This is a genomic window from Aliivibrio fischeri (genome assembly GCF_009727955.1).
GTDB lineage: Bacteria > Pseudomonadota > Gammaproteobacteria > Enterobacterales > Vibrionaceae > Aliivibrio > Aliivibrio fischeri_A.
Map to the genome: position 1 here is coordinate 551,540 of NZ_WOBR01000004.1, position 17,183 is coordinate 568,722.

At 38.6% G+C, this 17,183-nt stretch carries 17 protein-coding genes; 16 read left to right on the top strand and 1 reads right to left on the bottom strand.

From position 1 onward, the window contains the following. Nucleotides 1-7 precede the first annotated feature (7 nt). The 11 genes from GNP81_RS05925 (at nt 8) to GNP81_RS05975 (ending at nt 12,394) form a co-directional block, all read left to right on the top strand. Nucleotides 8-748 (top strand): 5-oxoprolinase subunit PxpA, encoded by a 741-nt coding sequence (locus GNP81_RS05925; protein ID WP_155674469.1) that lies wholly within the window; start codon nt 8-10, stop codon nt 746-748. After that, nucleotides 748-1,479: a 5-oxoprolinase subunit PxpB gene (gene pxpB, locus GNP81_RS05930; RefSeq protein ID WP_236783293.1), complete on the top strand. Its 732-nt coding sequence runs from the start codon at nt 748-750 to the stop codon at nt 1,477-1,479. The genes GNP81_RS05925 and pxpB overlap by 1 nt, the downstream gene beginning before the upstream one ends. Then, nucleotides 1,463-2,419 (top strand): 5-oxoprolinase subunit C family protein, encoded by a 957-nt coding sequence (locus tag GNP81_RS05935; RefSeq protein ID WP_155674468.1) that lies wholly within the window; start codon nt 1,463-1,465, stop codon nt 2,417-2,419. Before pxpB ends, GNP81_RS05935 begins: the two co-directional genes overlap by 17 nt. A gap of 80 nt (nt 2,420-2,499) precedes the next feature. Next, nucleotides 2,500-3,744 (top strand): NRAMP family divalent metal transporter, encoded by a 1,245-nt coding sequence (locus GNP81_RS05940; RefSeq protein WP_155672301.1) that lies wholly within the window; start codon nt 2,500-2,502, stop codon nt 3,742-3,744. A 202-nt stretch (nt 3,745-3,946) separates the two neighbouring features. Continuing rightward, complete coding sequence (locus GNP81_RS05945; protein WP_005419355.1) at nt 3,947-4,624, top strand: DUF969 domain-containing protein; 678 nt, start codon at nt 3,947-3,949, stop codon at nt 4,622-4,624. 9 nt (nt 4,625-4,633) lie between these two features. After that, a complete protein-coding gene (locus tag GNP81_RS05950) occupies nt 4,634-5,539 on the top strand; it encodes a DUF979 domain-containing protein (RefSeq protein ID WP_012533331.1) in 906 nt (301 codons plus the stop codon). A gap of 11 nt (nt 5,540-5,550) precedes the next feature. Next, nucleotides 5,551-6,189, top strand: a complete 639-nt coding sequence (pcp, locus tag GNP81_RS05955; RefSeq protein ID WP_155674467.1) for a pyroglutamyl-peptidase I — start codon at nt 5,551-5,553, stop codon at nt 6,187-6,189. A gap of 269 nt (nt 6,190-6,458) precedes the next feature. After that, entirely contained in the window at nt 6,459-8,351 is a 1,893-nt protein-coding gene (locus GNP81_RS05960; protein WP_196587421.1) for a methyl-accepting chemotaxis protein, read from the top strand. Between the two features lie 241 nt (nt 8,352-8,592). Beyond that, nucleotides 8,593-9,756 carry a membrane-bound lytic murein transglycosylase MltC gene (gene mltC / locus GNP81_RS05965; RefSeq protein ID WP_155672304.1) on the top strand — a complete coding sequence of 388 codons (1,164 nt, stop codon included), beginning with the start codon at nt 8,593-8,595 and terminating at the stop codon, nt 9,754-9,756. Nucleotides 9,757-9,895: 139 nt separating this feature from the next. Then, a complete protein-coding gene (locus GNP81_RS05970) occupies nt 9,896-11,989 on the top strand; it encodes an HD domain-containing phosphohydrolase (protein ID WP_155674640.1) in 2,094 nt (697 codons plus the stop codon). A 111-nt stretch (nt 11,990-12,100) separates the two neighbouring features. Further along, the gene (locus tag GNP81_RS05975) at nt 12,101-12,394 is read left to right on the top strand and encodes a hypothetical protein (protein ID WP_065603250.1); all 294 of its coding nucleotides are present in this window, start codon (nt 12,101-12,103) and stop codon (nt 12,392-12,394) included. Nucleotides 12,395-12,484: 90 nt separating this feature from the next. On the opposite strand, the gene GNP81_RS05980 is transcribed toward GNP81_RS05975, so the two are convergent. Beyond that, nucleotides 12,485-13,306: a formate dehydrogenase accessory sulfurtransferase FdhD gene (locus GNP81_RS05980; protein WP_017019603.1), complete on the bottom strand. Its 822-nt coding sequence runs from the start codon at nt 13,304-13,306 to the stop codon at nt 12,485-12,487. Nucleotides 13,307-13,453: 147 nt separating this feature from the next. On the opposite strand from GNP81_RS05980, the gene GNP81_RS05985 reads away from it, so the two are divergent. From GNP81_RS05985 to GNP81_RS06005, 5 genes are all read left to right on the top strand, one after another. Then, nucleotides 13,454-13,912, top strand: coding sequence for a DUF3305 domain-containing protein (locus GNP81_RS05985; protein WP_005419342.1), 459 nt, complete (start codon nt 13,454-13,456; stop codon nt 13,910-13,912). Next, nucleotides 13,893-14,411: a DUF3306 domain-containing protein gene (locus tag GNP81_RS05990; RefSeq protein WP_336495416.1), complete on the top strand. Its 519-nt coding sequence runs from the start codon at nt 13,893-13,895 to the stop codon at nt 14,409-14,411. Before GNP81_RS05985 ends, GNP81_RS05990 begins: the two co-directional genes overlap by 20 nt. Before the next feature lie 203 nt (nt 14,412-14,614). Beyond that, on the top strand, nt 14,615-16,291 hold the full coding sequence (locus GNP81_RS05995) for a 4Fe-4S dicluster domain-containing protein (RefSeq protein WP_196587420.1): 1,677 nt from the start codon (nt 14,615-14,617) through the stop codon (nt 16,289-16,291). A 4-nt stretch (nt 16,292-16,295) separates the two neighbouring features. Then, a complete protein-coding gene (locus GNP81_RS06000; RefSeq protein WP_155674465.1) occupies nt 16,296-16,898 on the top strand; it encodes a TorD/DmsD family molecular chaperone in 603 nt (200 codons plus the stop codon). A gap of 84 nt (nt 16,899-16,982) precedes the next feature. Continuing rightward, a complete protein-coding gene (locus tag GNP81_RS06005; RefSeq protein ID WP_005419337.1) occupies nt 16,983-17,180 on the top strand; it encodes a twin-arginine translocation signal domain-containing protein in 198 nt (65 codons plus the stop codon). Nucleotides 17,181-17,183 lie beyond the last annotated feature (3 nt).

A 17,183-nucleotide genomic window follows, 5' to 3' on the forward strand; every position in this document is an offset into this window, starting at 1 on the left:
GCAGGGAATGAGAATTAATTGTGATATGGGCGAAAGTTTCGGTTTATGGCAATTAGGTAATGACAGTGCAGTGATGCCAGCGTTAGATATGGCGAATATAGCATGTGGTATGCATGCTTCGGATCCAAGTGTCATGATGAAAACGGTTGCACTGGCAAAGGCGCATGGCGTAGCGATTGGTGCTCATCCCGGTTATAACGATATTCAAGGTTTTGGTCGACGTGATATCTCAATGGACTCAGACGATTTAGCTGCGCTGTTTATCTATCAGCTAGGTGCGTTAGAAGGGATTTGTCAAAGCCAGCAGACCTCGTTGAGCTATGTAAAACCACATGGCGCATTATATAACGCAATGATGAAAAACGACGTCATTCTTCAAACGTTATTAGAAGCCTTGAAGCGATATGATGCGACGTTACCCTTGGTCATTATGGCAGTACCTGATCATCAACGTTATGTAGATATGGCGAAAGAGTACGGCATTACACTTTGGTTTGAGGCCTTTGTAGACAGAGCATATGACGAGCAAGGGCGCTTAGTCCCAAGAAGTATTCCTGGTTCAAGCCATCACTCAGATGAAGCCATACAAAAACAAGCAAATCAATTAATAGATGAAGGTTGTGTAACGACCTTAAATGGCGACATTATAAAAATACGTGCAGATACATTGTGTATTCATGGGGATGGACCATTTGCTGTCTCTACGGCTGAGTATCTACGAAAAAAATTAAAATCAAAGGCGGAGTAATGATGAAAATATCCGCTGTAAATGAATCGACGTTGTTACTTACTTTTGCTGATAAAGTCAGCCCTGAAATCGCTGATGTGATTGCTGAATCAGTCACTCTTTTTACGCGGGAGCTCGGTTCACTTATCGTCGATATTGTTCCCTCATATACCTCTATATTAATCACATATGACACCTCTAGTATAGATTTGCGCCGTTTTATGATGCGGTTACGTCAGTGTATACCTTCTGATTTACAGAAGATGCAAGCGAATAAATCAACGATAGAAATAGAACTGCCAGTTTATTATGGAAAAGAAGTGTCACTTGATGCTGATGAAATTTGTGAGCACACAGGCTTAAGTTTTGAAGAGGTGATATCGATACATTCATCTCAAACGTACCGAGTTTATGCCATAGGGTTTGCTCCCGGATTTGCTTATTTGGGAAATACAGATTCTAGAATTCATGTCCCTAGAAAAAGCACACCACGTTTAATGGTGCCTGCTGGAAGTTTAGCTATTGCTGAACAACAAACGGCTATATACCCAAAGTCATCTCCTGGTGGCTGGCAAATAATAGGAAGAACGCCTGTTAATCTTATTGATTTTAATCGTAAAAACTTAACCTTATTTGAGATGGGAGCGAAAGTAACCTTTGTTTCAATTTCTCGTGAAACCTATATTGAAATGGGTGGGGAATTACCTTGTGAATCAGAGTCTGTGAGGGATAAAAATGACTTTACGAATTAATCGCACAGGTCCATTAGCATTACTTCAAGATAAAGGACGATTTGGTCACCAGTCTGTAGGTGTTACTCCGGGGGGGCCAATGGACGAACATGCGTTTGATTGGGCGAATAAGTTACTTGGTAATGACCCTAATGCAACACAAATTGAAATCACACTTGGCCAATTTAGCTGTACTTTTTATGCTGCAACCACAATGGCATTAACTGGTGCAGATATGCAGGCCAAATTAAATGGTGACCCAATAGTCCCTTGGCAGAGTTATGCTATTAATTCAGGTGATAAGCTTGAAATGGGGGCTGCGAGTGCTGGGCTGCGAGCTTATTTATCAGTGAGTGGTGGATTTAAAATTGATAATATTTTAGGCAGTACAGCAACAGTGGTTCGTGATGGGTTAGGCGGCCTCGAAGGAAATGGTAAACCACTCAAAGCAAACGTACTTATTCGTTACTCTGTAGATGTATCTCAGTTATCAACGGTATTTTCAGAACCAAGATTACGTAAACAAGTTCCAAATCGTTTTATTCCCACATATGGTAAACATATAAAGGTAGGGGTGATCCCGAGTTATCAATATGATGATTTTTTACCAGAAGAGCGTGAACGATTCTTTTCTACGGTTTATACCGTGTCAAATAACATTGATCGAATGGGATATCGGTTATCTGGAGAAGCCATTCAGTGTCAACGTAATAACCTGATTTCAGAAGGGATTGCTCTTGGGGCAATACAAATTCCGAATGATGGTCAACCTATTGTACTAATGCGTGATCGTCAAACGATTGGGGGCTATCCGAAAATTGGTTGTGTAATACACGCTGATATCAGCCGTTTATCTCAATGTGTTCCGGGTTCAACGGTTCAATTTTACGAAAAAGAACTGCATAGTGCAGAAGCTGAATTACATATTCAGCGCCAGTTTTTTACTTCTTATAACTCTTAATTATTCTAATAAATATCTCGATAGACGAGAAGGTACTGCAACAATAAGGATGCAGTGACGTGATAACAAAAGGAAATGATATGTCATCAGAAAAAGTCATGAGTGAATCGTCAAATGCGACCACAAAGGAAGGGCAACTACCGAAAAGTTCAGGTGTTAGTTGGTCATTGATAATGGGCGCAGCCTTTTTGATGGCAACCTCAGCGGTTGGCCCCGGTTTTTTAACTCAAACAACGGTGTTCACACAAACATTAGGGGCTAGTTTTGCCTTTGTTATTCTGGTTTCTATTATTTTAGATATTGGTGCTCAATTAAATATTTGGCGTGTAATCGTTGTTTCAAAAAAGCGTGCTCAGGATATAGCAAATGATTTACTTCCCGGTTTAGGTTATGCAATTGCAGGCACCGTAGCTCTAGGAGGGTTAGCATTTAATATTGGGAACATTGGTGGTGCTGGGATGGGGATGAACGTGTTATTCCCGAGTATATCTCCGGTAGCAGGAGCCTCAATCAGTGCCGTTATTGCTGTAACTATTTTTATGTTAAAAGATGCCGCTAAAGTGATGGACCGTTTTACTATTTTAATGGGTGCAGCATTGATAGTAATGACTCTGTATGTTCTTTTCTCAACGTCACCACCAATTGGAGAGGCACTGTATCGTTCAGTCTGGCCTGAAAAATTAAACGTCCTTGCAATCATCACGCTAGTTGGTGGTACGGTTGGTGGTTATATTACTTTTGCTGGAGCACACCGCTTAATTGATGCCGGAGTAACAGGAAAAGAAGCGTTGCCACAAGTGAATCGAGGCTCAGTTTCTGCGATTAGTGTGGCTTCAATTGTGCGTGTTATTTTGTTTTTAGCAGCGTTAGGTGTAATCAGTACAGGGGTCACTCTGGATCCTTCAAATCCGCCTGCATCCATGTTCCAACACGCTGCCGGAAACATAGGTTATAAAATTTTCGGTTTGGTTCTTTGGGCTGCGGCAATTACTTCCGTTATCGGTGCTGCATATACGTCAGTATCATTCTTAAAGACATTGCATCCGATGATTGATTTGCACTCTCGTAAATTCATTATTGGTTTTATTGTTATTTCTACTTTTATATTCTGCTTTATCGGTAAGCCTGTTGTTCTTCTAATTGTTGCTGGTGCTCTAAACGGATTTATTCTGCCTGTTACCTTAGGCATTATGTTGATAGCGGCAAAAAAAGCACAAATTGTTGGAGACTATAAGCACCCAGTATGGATGTCGGTGTTTGGGTGGTTAATTACAGCAATGATGGCAGCAATGAGTGTATATACCTTATACATGTTGCTTATTTAACCGGAGAGGCACATTTTCTTAAATATTTTGCACAAATTAATAATAAAAAATATTTAAAAACTTCTCATCTACTTATTTTTGAATATACTCGTTAAATGCCCCGAAACGTTCTATAACGTTTTGGGGTTGTTTGGTTTTACCCATTTTAAAAACTAACTGTATCTTGCTATGGGAGTAAAGATACTATTTATAAGGATGTAATATGATTGATTTTTGGCCATTAATTGGTGTCTTAATCATCACAGTCGGTCTTGCATTACGCTTGAACACTTTATTAGTTATTTTAACCGCCGGGATTGTTACCGGTTTGGTTGCTAAGATTGATTTTATTGAGATCTTATCAATCCTCGGGGCTTCTTTTACGCAAAACCGCTATATGTCTTTATTCATTCTTGTTCTACCTATGATAGGGGTTCTAGAGCGTTTTGGATTAAGAGAGAGAGCAGAAACCTTGATTGGATCAATCAAGCAAGCATCAGCAGGTCGTGTGATGCTTACGTATCTATTATTACGTAAAGTGACAAATGCACTTGGTTTGAATCTGGGTGGTCACCCATCAATGATCCGTCCGTTGGTTGCTCCAATGGCAGAAGCGGCAGCAGAAAAAGGTAGAAAACCATTAACAAATAAAGAGAAGCAACATTTACGCGCTTTAGCTGCAATGAGTGAAAACTTTGCTAACTTCTTTAGTCAACTGATCTTTATTGGTGCTGGTGGTTTGTTGCTTATTAAAGGCGTGTTGGAAGAGCACGGTTACAGTGTAGCGTTAAACGATATGTTTATGTGGGCAATTCCAACCGCATTGGCATCATGTGTTGTGTTTTATGTTCGAGCATGGATAGAAGATTCGCGTTTGGCAAAAGCTGGTAAGCAAGAGTAGGGATTCATCATGTTAGAATATATTTATCAAGCAACGGGCTTATTATTAATTGCCTTTTCGATTCAAAGCTTTATGGATAAGGAAAATCCAAAAGCAATTGGTACAGGTTTATTTTGGTTGGCATATGGTGTTTCTTTCTGTTTAGGAAGCATTTTACCTGATTGGTTTGTTGGCGTGCTGGTGTTACTTATGACACTGATTGCTTCTGCTGGATTAATGGGAATTGGTTCTTATCATTCAAGTGATAATGAATTTAGAAAAGCCAGTGCGAAGTCATTACAAAATATGCTATTTCTTCCTGCGATCATCGTTCCTGTTGGTACTATTTTATGGAGCCAAGTAACTGGTGAGAGTGCACTTATTGGCTTGGGGATCAGCTCTGTTGCGGCTTTATTAGTTGCAAACGGAATGACCAAATGTCGACCTGTGCAAAGCATACATGAAGGTCGTCGTTTAATTGATACCATTGGTTGGGCGGCTATTTTGTCGCAATTCTTAGCTGCACTTGGTTATCTGTTTGGTCAAGCGGGTGTTGGTGATACCGTTTCACAAATCGTAAAAGAAATTGTGCCTCATGGTAGTGTTTTAGCTTACGTTATTGCTTATACATTCGGCATGGCTATCTTCACCATTGTGATGGGTAATGCTTTTGCGGCGTTTGCTGTTATCACAGCAGGTATTGGTATTCCGCTACTTATGGTTGAAATGGGCGGTAATCCAGTGATCGTTGGTGTACTTGGTATGGTTTCTGGCTATTGTGGAACATTAATGACACCGATGGCGGCCAACTTTAATGTTGTACCTGCCGCACTATTAGAGTTAGAGAACAAAAACCAAGTGATTATTACTCAGTTTATTCCTGGTTTTATCATGTTACTTATTAATACTACATTTATGTATCTGTTTGCGTTTTAGGGAATTAGGCAATGAAAAAGATTTTAATTACGGGGTTTGAACCATTTGGCAATGATAAAATCAACCCAGCATTGGAAGCAGTTAAGTTAATTGCTGGACGTAAGCTTAATGGCGGCGAGATCGTTATTTGTCAGGTTCCAGTGGTTCGATACAAATCTATTGAAACAGTAAAACAAGCAATTGAAGAGCAACAACCGTATGCGGTTATTACTGTGGGTCAAGCATCAGGACGTGCAGCCATTACACCAGAGCGTATTGCAATTAATGTAGACGATTTTAGAATCCCTGATAACGAGGGTATTCAAGTTATTGATGAGCCAGTAGTCGTTGGTGGGCCTGACGCTTACTTTACGACACTTCCTATCAAAGCAATGGTTAGTGAAATTCAAGCGCAAGGCATACCTGCCACGGTTTCAAATACTGCAGGGACATTTGTGTGTAACCATCTGTTTTATGGAATACAACATTACTTAAAAGACACGAATGTTCGTCATGGTTTTGTACACATTCCATTATTACCAGAGCAATCGGTTGATGGTTCACAACCAACGATGAAACTTGAGCAAATTGCAGAAGGTTTAGCAATAGCAGCACAAGCCATCATTGATAACGATTCTGATATCCAACAAGGTGCGGGAACGATTTGTTAAGATAATTAGCCTCACTTTTTTAAAGCCTAAGAATAATGTTTATTGTTCTTAGGTTTTTTTATGCCTGAAGACATTATAAGAGATTTAACGAGATAGACAGTTAAGTTTGTGAAAATGAACACATTTTGATGTACGTCGAATGTTATATGATGCGCAGTGTAACTATTTGTTTCAATTATGAGATATATGTCAGCAAACCGAAGTTGGCTAGGTTCGTTTTACTGATTCAGCATATATCACCAATTAAAATTATTAGAAGTAGACGTATTATGCATCTAACATTAAAAACTAAACTCGTGTTGACGAGTCTTGCGCTTATTGTATTAACCATTGTATCTCTTGGTACTTTCTCGTATCAGACAATGAAAACTCAGGCATGGGATGCCATTCAAAGTGAAAGTGGAAATACAGCGAAGGCTTATAGCTTAGGTATTGGTGATTGGTTTAAAGGTCGTCAAGATGCGATTGTTGCTATGAAAGAAGCAATAGAGCGAGATCCTAACTTAGATATGGTCGCTCATTTAAAACAGACATTCACATCAGGTGGTTTTGGCTTAAGTTATTACGGTGACGAAAATGGCGTGATGCAACGCCAAGACCCATCGTTAAATAAAACAGGATATGATCCACGAACTCGCGGGTGGTACAAAGAAACATTGGCAGCAAATAAGGGTGTAACAACAAAGCCTTATGTTAGTCATACGATGCAAGCTCTTGTTGTTACCTTAACTGAACCCGTTCGTGAAAATGGGCGTATTGTCGGTGTCACTGCATCTAATCTGGCACTAGGGGCATTAATTGATGATGTTCTTGATATTCCAGTTCCAGGTAATGGTTATGCCATGCTACTGGATGTAACGAATAAAATTGTTGTCGCACACCCGAATGAGAAAATGGCATTAAAACCAATTTCAGAACTTGGTAATGGATTCGATGCTAATAATTTAAGTAATGAAATTGCATCTGATGGTTTTTTCTTTACTGAAGAGAATGGGAAAGAGAAAGCGGTCATGATCACGGCGGTTCCAAATACCAATTGGGCGATTACCTTGGTGATGGACAAGGACACATTAGAAGCGCCATTAAATTCAATGCTATTTGAATTATTATCTATAGGTGCATTAATTTTATTGTTTGTTTCTATGTTTACGGGCTGGCTTGTTACTCGTCAATTACGAGAGTTAGGAACAGTTTCAAATGCATTAGCAGATATTGCAAATGGAGAAGGAGATCTTACGGTTCGTATTAATGTTAAATCGGATGATGAAGTAGGTAAGTTAGCAGATAACTTCAACCAGTTCGTATCACGCTTGCATGCGATGGCATCAAATTTACGTGAAATAACCTTTGAGTTAAATCGCTCAGCAGCAGAAAGTGCAGATTCAGCTGTTCAACGCAGTCAAAATATCCGTCATCAGCAAGATGAAATAACCATGGTTGCTACTGCAGTAACAGAGATGGCGAGTGCAACACAAGAGATTGCAGGAAATGCTGAAAACACAGCGAAATCGGCAGAGCAAGCGGTGGGATTAACACAAGCAGGTCACGATCAAGCAAATCAAAGCCAAGCATCTATTGGAAACCTCGCTCGTGAAGTAAATAGTGCAGTAGGCATTATTGAAGATCTTAACGGACACGCATTAAAAATTAGCTCAATTTTGGCTACGATTCGTTCGATAGCTGAGCAAACAAACTTACTCGCATTAAACGCAGCAATTGAAGCGGCACGTGCTGGTGAGCAAGGACGAGGATTTGCGGTTGTGGCTGATGAAGTTCGAGTTCTATCTCAACGAACTCATACTTCAACAGAAGAGATTCAAGCAATGATAGAAACACTTCAATCTACAACACAAGAAGCGGTTTCAGTCATGTCGGACAGCCATCACTTGGCAGAAACAAGCGTAAAAGATGTCGATGAAGCGGGAGTCAGTATCGGGAATATTGCTGCGCAAATTAATGTGATTAGCGATATGGCAACTCAAATTGCCTCTGCTGCAGAAGAGCAGTCAAGTGTTACGGCTGAAATTAGTCGAAATACAGAAGGGGTGCAAGAAGTAGCAAACCAAATGGCGTATGAGGCAGAGACCGCAGCATTGCAGGCTGAGTCATTAAAATCGTTAGCTGATTCATTAGAAGAAGAAATTAAACGATATAAACTGTAACTTATTAATAAACAGTAAAAAACCGTCCAAAAGTGACGGTTTTTTTACGTCAAAAAAGTGTGATTTTGTTTCCAATGTTGTATAAGTCTGCACCTTGTGAAAAAACTTATGAAGTTTGTTTCGTATGCTATTCCAAAAAAATAAACAATGTGTAAAATACGCCTCCTTATTTAGTAACACCTAATGTGTAATCTATCCCAGTGCATTGAAAAATCCATTCAATACGCTATTTAGGACATCGATGAAAAACGTATTAATTCCTTTTATTATTTCTTTAGCGACAGTCTCTTGTACGCCTATTTTTGATGGTAATTTCCAAAGACCTAACTCGAATTCATGCAATTGTGAGAGTGACACAACCAACTCGAACAATAGTGCAACTTCAAAGCCAGATTCTTGGAAACCTAGCACATCAAAACCAAATCAAAGCATTGAAGAGCAATTAGAAAATCTTGCTAATCATGTTCATAAAACATGGGGAGATAAAGAGTTTCTAGAAGCGGGTAAGCATCGCTACGTAAAATATTTAGATGGTTATAGAACTCGTGCACATATCGATTTTGATAAAGGCAAAATTTACGTTTCGACGATATCTCAATACCAACCAAAAGAAACGTTGAAGAAAGCGATCATCGGCACTGTATTAATGCCAGCAGACCCATCACATGTGGATTTGTTTAGTGATAAATCAATTCCGTTACGTGGCCGTCCATTCTTACTTGGTCAAATTAAAGACCAAGAGAATAAAGACATTGAATGGCCATGGCGAGCAGGGCGTTATGCTGATTACTTAATCGAAAATAAGTTACAAACGAAAACCATTAAAAATGGTAAAGCGTATTATGTTGAGATCTCTATGGTTGATGACCATTTAGAGCAACGTGAATTTCAATATGCTGATTTAATTAAAAAAGCATCAAAAGAGTACGATATTTCAATCGACTTAATCTATGCGATTATTCAGACAGAGAGCAGCTTTAACCCTTATGCTGTAAGTCATGCAGGGGCTTATGGTTTAATGCAAGTGATCCCAAAAACCGCAGGAGCGGATGTCTTTAAATTAGTTAAGAATAAGCCGGGGATCCCAACAAAAGAGTACTTGTTTAATCCGGCGCATAATATCGATACAGGTACAGCGTATTTCTATATTTTGAAGAATCGTTATTTAAGAGACATCAAACACCCAACGAATAAGCATTACAGTATGATCTCGGCTTATAACGGTGGCTCTGGTGGCGTTTTCTCAACATTTGATCCAAGCAGAACTAAAGCTATTGATGAGATAAATAGCTTGCAACCAAATCAGCTTTATTGGGCGTTAACTAACAAACATCCTAAGGCTGAAGCTCGTAGATATTTAGAAAAAGTGCTTAAATTTCAAAAAGAATTTAATGAGAAAAGTTAGATAAATTTTATTGATTGATAGGTGCAATAAATTCCATTATACATTTGCAGAGTGCTTTGTTAGTGTGCGTTTTTTGCACTTATTTGTGTTTATTGATTGTTATGGTGTATGCAAATTGAAACGAATTTTCGTTTTTATCATGTGTGTTTTTTCTTCATTTGTTTCTTCAATGAATTTAACAGAGGAAGAGCAAGTATGGATACAAAACAATAAAAATTTTGTGTTTTATAACAATGATTATAATTCAAGATTATTTTTTATTGAGGATGGGACACCAAAAGGACTGTACAGCATCCTAATTCAAGATATTAACAAAAAACTCAATACAAACTTCCAACTAAAACTAAAAGACATTGATGATTTAAATGCAATGTTTGATCGTTTAGAGAGTGGGGCTTATTTAGATTTTGCTGATACAGAAAATCGAAAAGAAAACTATTTTTTTGTCCCAACGTTATATCGTGTTAGCACTAAAGTGTTTTTCAAAAATACGGATCAAATTATTGATCTTGTAAGCTTAAATAATAAGAAAATTGGCTTGGTTGAAGATTGGTTTTCTACGACGAATTTTATTGAACAATACTCTGACTCTATACAATATACGCCAGTAAAATTTGCGGATGTTAATTCACTGATAAACGCTCTTAATTCCGGAGAGGTTGATGCTTTTGTTGCTGATACACAAGAGATAACGGACAAAGCATTTCCGACATTAAACTTACCAAGGTTGAATAACTTATATACGTCATTTGCAATACCAAAATCGCAATCTGAATTGTATAGCATATTAGTAAAATACTTTATTGAGTTGAAATCTGAAGAAGTAAAAGCGTTTGTTAAAAAATCCCGTGAAGATTACTTTTTGTATCTTTTTAAAGGGAGTAATGAACTTAAAGGAGCAAGCGTCAGTGTTGGTTATGGCGTTAATGAGTTTCCTGCAAGCTACTTAGTTAATGAAGAGTATCACGGCATTGCACCAACGTTGTTCGACAGTATTAAGCGAATATTTAAAGATTCGGTCACCTTTACTGGGCCAAGTGTTGGTGAGTGTAAAGATTATGATGTTTTACTTTCGACATTTGAAAATGAGTGCATCACTGATAAATATTTTCTAACAAAGCCGTATTACAGTTTTGAATTGTCTGTATTTAATAAGTTGGAAGGTAATTTCATATCTCGTATTGCAGATATAAACTACTCGACGGTAGGGATGTTAAAAAACGCTTATTATTACGACTATATAAAAAACAACACATTAAATGTGAAAATGGTCTTTTTTGATACCTTTGAAGAGATCATTGAAGCAATAGATGACGGACGTGTTGATTATGCTTTTGGTGACCAACGTTTATTAATGAATCATACAATCAACCATGACATGTATGATTTAAAAACCGCAGGAACCTTAACCAAAACATTCTCTGTGTATATCGCAGTAAAGAAAGAGCATGAAGCGCTATTTAATGCCATTAATTTGATATCAACATCATCAGATAATGAACGTTTGATTAAAAACATCTATATCAATGAGAATGAAAAGTATCAGAAAGATGATTTCTGGCTACTAATCGCAGTTTTACTTGTCAGCTTATTTATCATTGGCGTGTTGATAACTCGAGTTTATATAGAGAAAAAAGCACAAGCTCGTCTTTTAAGAATGAACGAATCATTGATTGGTTCATTGGAGATGGCCTCGTTATACAGTGATGAAGAAACCAGTGAGCATAACAAGCGAATCAACGTATATTCTGAGCATCTTTCTAATTTATTGAAAATGCCAAGCTCGTTTGTAGAAGAAATTCGTATGATTGCTTCGCTGCATGACATTGGAAAGATTGGTATACCTCATTACATATTGAAGAAACCGGGAAAACTGGATTCTGATGAATTCGACGTAATGAAAAAACACGTAAACATTGGTTATGAGATTATCAAGAATACTGACTTGAGTTTGATAACTAAAAATATCGTGCTTTATCATCATGAAAAATGGAACGGTAAAGGGTATTTGAGTTTAGTGGGTGAAGAGATACCGATTGAAGCTCGAATTGTAAGTATTGTGGATGTGTATGACGCATTACGACAAAAGCGTATTTACAAAGAAGGTTTTACTCATGAAGTGGCGATTAAGATCATTGAAGAAGAAAAGGGAGTTTCTTTCGACCCTAAGATTGTCGATATATTCTTACAGCATCATGAAGAGTTCAGAGCTATTTTTGAGAATAATCAATAAGAGCAGGGACTAGTTTTTAGGGACTAGGGGCGAGTAATAACTACAGTCTTGAAGTTAATACCAGATTCCCAAAAATTATTGAATTTATAAATTGTATTGGATGTATCCGGAATGAAAAAGTTAATTGTAACTCTAGCCTTGATTAGTTGTTCATCACAGGCAAATGATAATTTAGTAAATAGGAAGTTTCGTTGTAATGGTGAACAAGATTTAATAAAAATTCATAATGTTGTTGAAACAATAGAGGTTAATATACAAGATCCTCTTACATTCGAATATGAAGATCAAAATGGAACAAATTATACATATACACCCTATCTTAGAACATTACATATAGAAAGTTGGAAGTCTGGTAAAGCTAATTTGGATATAACAATTAATGAATGTCGCTTACTGAGTAACTAATAAACTGAAGGACGAGTAACTGCTTTTAGCTCTCACTCGTCCCTGCTTTTCCTAGCCCCTAGTCCCTAGCTTTTAGTCCCTAAGCTCTACTTAACCTTTCACATCAAAATTGATTTTTTCATGTCCAGCAAACACTTGGAAACGCTTACCTTTTGCTCGAGCAATAATGGTAATGCCAAATTTTTGAGCTAAGTCTAATCCCATTTGAGTTACACCAGAGCGTGAAAGTAAAACAGGAATGCCCATTTGAGCGACTTTAATCACCATTTCTGACGTTAAACGGCCTGTGGTGTAAAAGAGTTTGTCATCACCTGCTTCTTGTTTTAACCACAGCTCACCAGCTAACGTATCAACCGCGTTATGACGACCTACATCTTCCACAAATGAAAGCACTTTATTGTCTTTGCACACTGCACAGCCATGCACAGCACCTGCTGCTTTGTAAGTATCATTGTGATATGTCAGCGCTTCTAATGATTCGTAAAGATCAGATTGGTTAATCGTCACTTGTGGTACTTGATAGTTTTCAAGTTGCTTCATTACGTTGCCGTACATGGTGCCTTGACCACAACCTGAAGTAACCGTCTTTTTCTTCAAGTTTTCTTTAACGTGTTCAGTGGTTTCTTTCGTATTTACAGCAGCCGTTTTGGTTTCCCAATCAATAATCACCGATTCTAAAAGAGAAGCATCAGTAACAAAATGTTGGTTCTTTAAGTACCCTAAAACCAACTCAGCAGGGCGAGCGCCAAGGGTCATTAATGTTACGACTTCTTGCCAATTCAGCATTACGGTTAAAGGTTGTTCACATGCGATCTCTTTTGTTAGCTTTTCACCATATTCATCATAAACATCAACAGAAATGGTTTGTTTTGGTACAGTGCCAGTAGTAATTATTTTAGGTGATTGGCTCAAAGTAAGCTCCAAATGAATGAGATTTGATTATTTATCTAGGTTAGGCAAATTTTATACCATAGAGTAAAAAAAGAAAGCGTGGTTGGTACAAGCTTTGCTTTAGAGTATAAATAGCAATACAAAACTTCATCAAAAGAAGGATAACTTGTGGAACAGAAAACAGAAAACAAATGGCCATTACAATTTGAAGTGATTGAAGAAATCAAACAGGTTGGCCGTTGGAGTGCACCATCATGGCGACTTGGTGATATTCATCTTTATGAGAAGGTAAATGAGACACAAGATAATGTTTCACTGTTTGAGCGTGATTTAGAAATTTTCCGCGATGAAAGAACGGATTATCGTTTCAATCTAAGCTCACAAGATCCTAAATTGTTCTTTGCTTTTGAAAACGATAATGATCAACTAACACCAGTTATGATCACCGCATCACAAAGCATGATCGGACAATATATGGATGGTGATTATTTAGTGCTTTCAACAGCAATGCCGCTACCGATGCAAGCATGGTTAGAAGCTTATATTGGTAAACATGGCGAGTTATTAGAAGTTCGTAAGAAAAAACGTAAAGGTGCGGGGCGCGCAAGTGAGCAACTTCCTAAGTAGATGGTCTTTAAGAAAACAAAAAGTTAAGCAGGGTGAAGAAGTCAGTGATGAGCCAGTATTAACTACTGAATCAGACACGATAGAAGATTCACAAGTCCTTGTTGAGCCTAGTGTTGCTGTTGAAAAAGAAAGCGAAACTGAGATAGAGCCTGAACTGCCTACCGAAGCAGATTTAGTCACTATCACAGGCACAAGTAACGTCAGTCAATTTATGGCTGAAGGCGTAGATAAAAACTTGAAAAAAGCAGCACTGCGTAAGATGTTTTTGAATCCAGAATTTGCGATGGAAGATGAGCCAAACTACTCAACACCACCAAAATTGGACAGTGAAACAGCAAGCAAATTACGTGAATGGTTAGTTGAGCCTGAAGAAGAAAAAGAGGAGATTTCAGACGAAGAAATCGCTCTTGATACTGACGCTATAAATGAAAATGATAATGAATATCAATACGTTAATAGCGACGATATTGACTCAAGTGAGACAAAAAAGACCATATAAAGAATCGGGACATTTTGAACCAAGTTGAGACAAAATGTCCCGCATAAAAATAACTCCCGCCAAATAGTCTAAATAATCATCAATTCAACCTATTAATATTTCTCATAATTAGCCATTAAGTTGGTACGGATATTGCGATATAGAACCTATAAACCAGTCATAGAACTGAATAGGCCCGAATGGGGTCAAGAATAGGTGAAGCAATGTTAACCCAATTTTTAGCACAATCAGAAACAACGAATGCCAAAGCGCGTAAGTTCGCTATTGAGCAAACCGTTGAGTTAAACAACTTGATCCCGCCAACGGTGAGCTACGAAAGCCGTGGTAACTTGGTCATTATCGGGCCTACGAGCATCATTGTTGATGTAGCAGAGCAGTTCTCTGAATTAAACAGCATCACATTGGTATCGACAGAATCAGATACTCAAGATAAAAAAACGGACAAAACTGTTTATCACGCAAAAGAGGTCACTATTAAAGGCTTCTTAGGTGCGTTCGATGTTGAGTGCGTGGTTAATGGCGAGCGTGTAAACCTTGCCAAAACAACCATCGGAAAAACCGCTTTTGATTTAGTTTTAGATATGAAACTAGATAGCGTGATGAAAGAACAAGTGCCAGTACCGGGTTACTACCCAGTAGGCCGTGGTTATCCAACACTTGCACAAGTGCTTGATGAATTACCGGGTCTTGTTGGTACGTTTGATAAACCAAAATATTTCCGCTTAAACCCAGAGTTATGTGCACACAGTTCACGTGGCGTAAAAGGGTGTGAGCGTTGTGTTGATGCTTGTCCTGCTGGCGCATTAACCAGTGAAGGTTCAGATCAAACGGGGCACCACATCCAAATTAACCCATACCTTTGCCAAGGTGTTGGTACATGTGCAACCGCGTGTCCAACAGAAGCGATCAGCTACGCATTACCAGAAGCAGAGAAAACGCAAAACTTTGCAACTCGCTTATTAGCAAACTACAAAAAAGAGGGTGGAGAGACACCTATTATCGCTTTTTGTAGTGACCGCCATGAGAACTTCAATGTAATGGCACTTAAAACCATGCCAGACCATGTTATTCCAGTGGTTCTTGATGAATTATTATCAGTGGGTATTGATACATGGTTCTCTGCGTTAGTGAATGGCGCAGCGCAAGTTCTGTTTATTGCAAGTCGCAGAATGCCAGAAACCATTCAACGTGTACTAACACAAGAAGTGGAAATTGCTCAGGCATTGTTAACTCAATTAGGTTTAGATCCTCAACGAATCCAAGTGGTTTACATGGAAGCGTTAAATGAGATGACACTGATTGATACGCCGTTATCTGTAATGGATGCACCATTAAAAGGTAACAAGCGTGAGCGTCTAATGGGGGCGTTGGATCACCTTGCTGCCGACTCAAAAGCAAACCAAATTGAAATCACAGAGATCCAATCTCTACCATCACACGCACCATACGGAACAATCACTTGCGAAACTAAAGATTGTACCTTGTGCATGGGTTGTGTCGCTGTGTGTCCAACACGTGCACTTCATAGTGATCCAGATTCACCAACACTGAAATTCATTGAGCAAGATTGTGTTCAATGTGGTCTTTGCGTAAGTGCTTGTCCAGAAAAAGTGTTAAGCATGAAAGTGCAAATGAACTGGAACCAAGAGACACGTCAAGAAACACAAATTGTGCATAAAGAAGACGCGGCATGCTGTATTAGCTGTGGTGCGCCTTTTGCTCCAGCATCAATGATTGAAATGCTACGCTCTAAGTTACAGGGTAACCCTCACTTCAACGATGAAGCATCAATTAAACGTCTATATATGTGTGAAGATTGTCGAGTTCGAGACATCTTTACCGATTTGTCTGCAAACCCTGAAAAACAGTTAAAGGTGTAATGGCATGAATGAACAACAACAAATTCGACAAGAAATCTACGGTTTATTAGCGCATTTATACCGAGTAGCACCTGATCAAAATGTGATTGATTGGTTAAGTGGTATTGAAGTCGAAGGCGATGACAGCCACGAAATGAGCAAAGCATGGTCTGTGATTTCAGATGCAGCAAAAAAATCAGAACAAGAAGCACTAGAAGATGAGTATCAAAACTTATTTATTGGTGTAGGCCGTGGTGAAGTGATGCCGTTTGGCTCATGGCACATGGCTGGTGCATTAATGGAAAAACCATTAGTCGCACTACGACAAGATCTAATGCAGCTTGGTTTCGAGCGTGCAGAAGAAGTAAAAGAGCCAGAAGATCACATTTCAGCACTATGTGAAGTAATGGCTATGCTTATAGAGTCAGGTGATGCAGAAGTACTGCAACAGCGATTCTTTAATCGACATATTCAACCTTGGTTTGTGTCACTTTGTGATCAAATTACACAGGCTGAACATGCAAATTTCTACAAATCGGTAGTGAGTTTGACTCTGGCGTTTTTCAGCGTAGAGCAAACACGATTTGCTAAGAACCCAAATGAAATTGAAATTACAGAAGTGCAATAGCACGTAAATCAATTCATTTAACTAGAATTAGAACCATAAAAACAAAAGCCCATTCCAAATACATTGGAATCATAGGAGCATTGAATGAGCGATAAAAAAACGGACCTAAACCGCCGTAATCTACTGAAAGGCCTTGCAACTGCTGCTGCCGCAGGTTCAGTAGCCGCAGCGGTATCTGGTACTGCAAATGCAAACACAGTAGCGGAAACTAAAAACGTTGAGAAAAAAGGCGATGGATATCGTGAAACTCAACACATTCGTGATTATTACGACAGCCTATAACGG

Coding starts and splice junctions, on each gene's coding strand:
- GNP81_RS05925 (WP_155674469.1), top strand. CDS start 8: ATGAGAATTAATTGTGATATGGGCGAAAGTTTCGGTTTATGGCAATTA.
- pxpB (WP_236783293.1), top strand. CDS start 748: ATGATGAAAATATCCGCTGTAAATGAATCGACGTTGTTACTTACTTTT.
- GNP81_RS05935 (WP_155674468.1), top strand. CDS start 1,463: ATGACTTTACGAATTAATCGCACAGGTCCATTAGCATTACTTCAAGAT.
- GNP81_RS05940 (WP_155672301.1), top strand. CDS start 2,500: ATGTCATCAGAAAAAGTCATGAGTGAATCGTCAAATGCGACCACAAAG.
- GNP81_RS05945 (WP_005419355.1), top strand. CDS start 3,947: ATGATTGATTTTTGGCCATTAATTGGTGTCTTAATCATCACAGTCGGT.
- GNP81_RS05950 (WP_012533331.1), top strand. CDS start 4,634: ATGTTAGAATATATTTATCAAGCAACGGGCTTATTATTAATTGCCTTT.
- pcp (WP_155674467.1), top strand. CDS start 5,551: ATGAAAAAGATTTTAATTACGGGGTTTGAACCATTTGGCAATGATAAA.
- GNP81_RS05960 (WP_196587421.1), top strand. CDS start 6,459: ATGCATCTAACATTAAAAACTAAACTCGTGTTGACGAGTCTTGCGCTT.
- mltC (WP_155672304.1), top strand. CDS start 8,593: ATGAAAAACGTATTAATTCCTTTTATTATTTCTTTAGCGACAGTCTCT.
- GNP81_RS05970 (WP_155674640.1), top strand. CDS start 9,896: ATGTGTGTTTTTTCTTCATTTGTTTCTTCAATGAATTTAACAGAGGAA.
- GNP81_RS05975 (WP_065603250.1), top strand. CDS start 12,101: ATGAAAAAGTTAATTGTAACTCTAGCCTTGATTAGTTGTTCATCACAG.
- GNP81_RS05995 (WP_196587420.1), top strand. CDS start 14,615: ATGTTAACCCAATTTTTAGCACAATCAGAAACAACGAATGCCAAAGCG.
- GNP81_RS06000 (WP_155674465.1), top strand. CDS start 16,296: ATGAATGAACAACAACAAATTCGACAAGAAATCTACGGTTTATTAGCG.
- GNP81_RS06005 (WP_005419337.1), top strand. CDS start 16,983: ATGAGCGATAAAAAAACGGACCTAAACCGCCGTAATCTACTGAAAGGC.